4 protein-coding genes are annotated in these 3,521 nt (G+C 73.3%); 2 read left to right on the plus strand and 2 right to left on the minus strand.

The features are described from left to right. Positions 1 to 247: 247 nt before the first annotated feature. Positions 248 to 556: a thiamine-binding protein gene (locus HMPREF3099_RS01840; protein WP_070703495.1), complete on the minus strand. Its 309-nt coding sequence runs from the start codon at positions 554 to 556 to the stop codon at positions 248 to 250. Between the two features lie 11 nt (positions 557 to 567). Next, on the minus strand, positions 568 to 1,770 hold the full coding sequence (locus HMPREF3099_RS01845) for an acetyl-CoA C-acetyltransferase (protein ID WP_070703496.1): 1,203 nt from the start codon (positions 1,768 to 1,770) through the stop codon (positions 568 to 570). 151 nt (positions 1,771 to 1,921) lie between these two features. On the opposite strand from HMPREF3099_RS01845, the gene mce reads away from it, so the two are divergent. Next, positions 1,922 to 2,362 (plus strand): methylmalonyl-CoA epimerase, encoded by a 441-nt coding sequence (gene mce, locus HMPREF3099_RS01850; protein ID WP_070703497.1) that lies wholly within the window; start codon positions 1,922 to 1,924, stop codon positions 2,360 to 2,362. 38 nt (positions 2,363 to 2,400) lie between these two features. Then, entirely contained in the window at positions 2,401 to 3,465 is a 1,065-nt protein-coding gene (locus HMPREF3099_RS01855; RefSeq protein ID WP_070703498.1) for an AI-2E family transporter, read from the plus strand. Positions 3,466 to 3,521: the final 56 nt, after the last annotated feature.

Genomic DNA, 3,521 nt, shown 5'->3' on the forward strand with positions numbered 1-3,521 from the left:
CCGGGGCGCCGGAGCCCGCACCAGCGGGGGCACCACCGGGCTGGGCGCCGGCGCGCGCGGCGGCGGTGGCCTGCTGCACCTGCTGCTGCTTGAGTCCGGTCAGGTCGACGGCGCCGCGCAGACCGCGCGGGAAGGGCTGGGAGGTCATGCTTCCTCCTGGGAAGGGCGTCGGGATCGGGCAGGGGGCTGCATCGCCCCGTCTGGGCCCTAGCCTACGAGTCGCCGCCGGGCCCGGCCCCGGCTGCCCTCAGACGTCCCCGTCGGCCAGGTGCCGCTCCACGCGCTCCACCTTGGCCTCCAGCTGCCCGGTCCACCCGGGGCGCACGTCGGCCTTGAGCACCAGCGAGACGCGGGGCGACTCGGCGGCCAGCACCTCCACGCACTCCTTGACCACCGCCATGCACTCGTCCCACTCCCCCTCGAGGGTGGTGAACATGGCGTCGGTCCGGTGGGGCAGGCCCGAGGCGCGCACGACCTTCACCGCGCGCGCCACGGCCTCGCTCACCCCGCCGTCGGGGTCCCCGGACGACGGGGCGACGCTGAACGCGACGAGCACGTGCCCCGCCCTCAGGCCCGGGGCACGCGGACGACGAGCGCGTCGCCCTGGCCGCCGCCACCGCACAGGGCGGCCACGCCGACCCCGCCACCCCGGCGCTTGAGCTCCAGCGCCAGGGTGAGCACGAGGCGCGCACCGGAGGCACCGATGGGGTGGCCCATGGCGATGGCGCCACCGTTGACGTTCACCTTGTCCTCGCTGACGCCCAGATCGCGGGCGCTGGCGATGCCGACGGCGGCGAAGGCCTCGTTGATCTCGAAGAGGTCAACGTCCTCCACGGACAGGCCCTCCTTGGCCAGCGCGGCGCGGATGGCGTTGGCCGGCTGCATCTGCAGGCTGGAGTCCGGGCCGGAGACCACGCCGTGGGCGCCCACCTCGGCCAGCCACTCCAGGCCGGCGGCCTCGGCATCGGCCTTCTTCATGACCACCACGGCGCAGGCGCCGTCGGAGATCTGCGAGGCGTTGCCGGCGGTGATGGTGCCGTCCTTGCTGAACGCCGGGCGCAGCGTCGCCAGGGACTCGGTGGTGGTGTCCGGGCGGATGCCCTCGTCGGCGGTCACCTCGACGGGGTCGCCCTTGCGCTGCGGCACGCTCACCGGGGCGATCTCCTCGGCGAAGACGCCCTTGCCGGCGGCCTCGGCGGCGCGCTGGTGGGAGCGCGCGGAGAAGGCGTCCTGCTCCTCGCGCGTCAGGGCGCCACTGTGGTCGTCGGTGTTGGCGGACTCCGTCAGCCCGCCCATGGCCTGGTCGGTGAAAGCGTCCCACAGGCCGTCGAGGTCCATGTGGTCCTTGAGGGTCACGTCGCCGTACTTGAAGCCGCCGCGCGACTTCGGGAGCAGGTGCGGGGCGTTGGTCATGGACTCCTGGCCGCCGGCCACCACGCAGGAGAACTCGCCGGCGCGGATGGTCTGGTCGGCCATTGCGATGGCGTTGAGCCCGGACAGGCACACCTTGTTGATGGTGAGCGCGGGCACGTCCATCGGCACGCCACCGGCCACGGCGGCCTGGCGGGCGGGGATCTGGCCTGCGCCGGCGGTCAGCACCTGACCCATCACCACGTAGTCCACGTCCTGCGGGGAGACCTTGGCGCGCTCCAGGGCGGCCTTGATGGCCACGCCGCCCAGCTCGGCGCCCGAGAGGCTGCCCAGCGCACCCTGCATGCGACCCATCGGGGTGCGCGCTCCGGCGACGATGACGGTGGTGTTGTCGGACATGCTTCCTCCACGGGACGAGGGGATCGGGCGGGGTCGGGGCGCGCGCGGACCGGCGGTCCGGCGTGCTCGCTGCGGTGCAGCCTAACGCCCGTGTGACCCGCGCCACGCCCGGGCTGTCAGGTCGTCGGTGGCCCCCACTACCCTGTGGCCCATGCAGCCGACTCCCTCCACCGAGAGCCTCTTCACCGCCATCGACCACGTGGGGCTGGCCGTCGCCGACCTCGACGAGGCGATCGCCTTCCACCGCGACGTGCTGGGCATGGAGCTGGCGCACACCGAGGAGAACCCGGAGCAGGGCGTCCGCGAGGCCATGATGCGCATCGGCGACTCCCACGTGCAGCTCCTGGCGCCGCTCACCCCGGACTCCACCATCGCCAAGTTCCTGGCCTCCAAGGGCCCGGGCATGCAGCAGGTGGCCTACCGCGTGGACGACATCGACGCCGTGAGCGCCACCCTGCGCGAGCGCGGCCTGCGCCTGCTCTACGACGACGCCCGCCGCGGCACGAGCAACAGCCGCGTGAACTTCATCCACCCCAAGGACGCCGGGGGCGTGCTGGTGGAGCTCGTCGAGCCGTCGGCCGAGGGCCGCTGAGGCCGCCGGCGACGCCCCACCGGCCCCGCCCCACCACCGTGACCGCACCCACGCCCGAGGCCCCGCGCCACGCCCAGCGACCCTTCGTCGTGGGCTTCGTGGCGACGCTCGGCGTGCTCACCGCTCTGGCCATGGCGATGGCCGCCCGGCAGCTGGGCTTCGTGCTCACCCTGCTGGTGGTCTCGGTCTTCCTCGCCCTCACGCTCAACCCGCTGGTGGAAAAGCTCATGCTGCGCGGGCTGCGCCGCGGCGGGGCGGTGGCGGTGGTCTTCCTCTGGCTGCTCGTGGCGTTCACCGGCATCGGCGCGCTCGTGCTGCCGCCCATCGTGGACGAGTCCACCGCCCTGCTCTACGACGCCCCCACCTACACCCAGCGCTTCCTCGAGCAGGACTGGATCCAGCAGGCCGACCGCGACTTCCAGCTCACCGACCGCTTCCAGAACGAGCTGCAGAAGCGGGTGAGCTCCGGAGACCTCACCAGCCAGGTGACCGGCGGGGTGCTCGGCGCCGGCCGGCTGCTGGCCGCCGGGGCGTTCGGTGCCTTCACGGTGCTGGTGCTCACCCTGTACTTCCTGGCCACGCTGCCGCAGACCAAGCGCGCCGGGTACGCCCTCGTGCCGGCCTCGCGCCGGGAGCGCGTGGAGGAGCTGGCCGAGGAGATCATGCGGCGCGTGGGCGGGTACGCCGCCGGGCAGTTCATGGTGGCCACCATCAACGGCCTGTGCAGCTGGGTCATGATGACGCTGCTGCAGATCCCCTACGCGGCCGTGCTCGCGGCGCTGGTGGGCTTCCTCGGGCTCATCCCGATGGTGGGCGCCACCATCGGCGCGGTGCTCGTGGCCGCCATCGCCCTGGGGCACTCGACGCAGACCGCGCTGGTGGTGCTGGCCTACTACGGCATCTACCAGCAGATCGAGAACTACCTCATCGTGCCGCGCATCATGAAGCGCACCGTCTCCGTGCCGGGCGCGGTGACCGTGGTGGCCGCCCTGGTCGGCGGCACCCTCGCCGGTGTGCTCGGCGCCCTGCTGGCCATCCCCACGGCCGCCGGGCTACTGCTGATCTACGAGGAGGTCCTGGTCCCCCGCCAGGCCAAGCGCTGAGCACGAGGTGACCCATGCCGGCGACGAGGCCCCGCCGCTCCCCAGGGAGCGGCGGG

Origin of the sequence: Kytococcus sp. HMSC28H12 (assembly GCF_001816045.1) — a bacterium.
GTDB classification, from domain to species: Bacteria; Actinomycetota; Actinomycetes; order Actinomycetales; family Dermatophilaceae; genus Kytococcus; species Kytococcus schroeteri.

What these genes read in the sequence shown, in the direction of transcription:
- HMPREF3099_RS01845 (WP_070703496.1), bottom strand. Translation starts at nt 1,770, where the DNA reads ATGTCCGACAACACCACCGTCATCGTCGCCGGAGCGCGCACCCCGATG.
- mce (WP_070703497.1), top strand. Translation starts at nt 1,922, where the DNA reads ATGCAGCCGACTCCCTCCACCGAGAGCCTCTTCACCGCCATCGACCAC.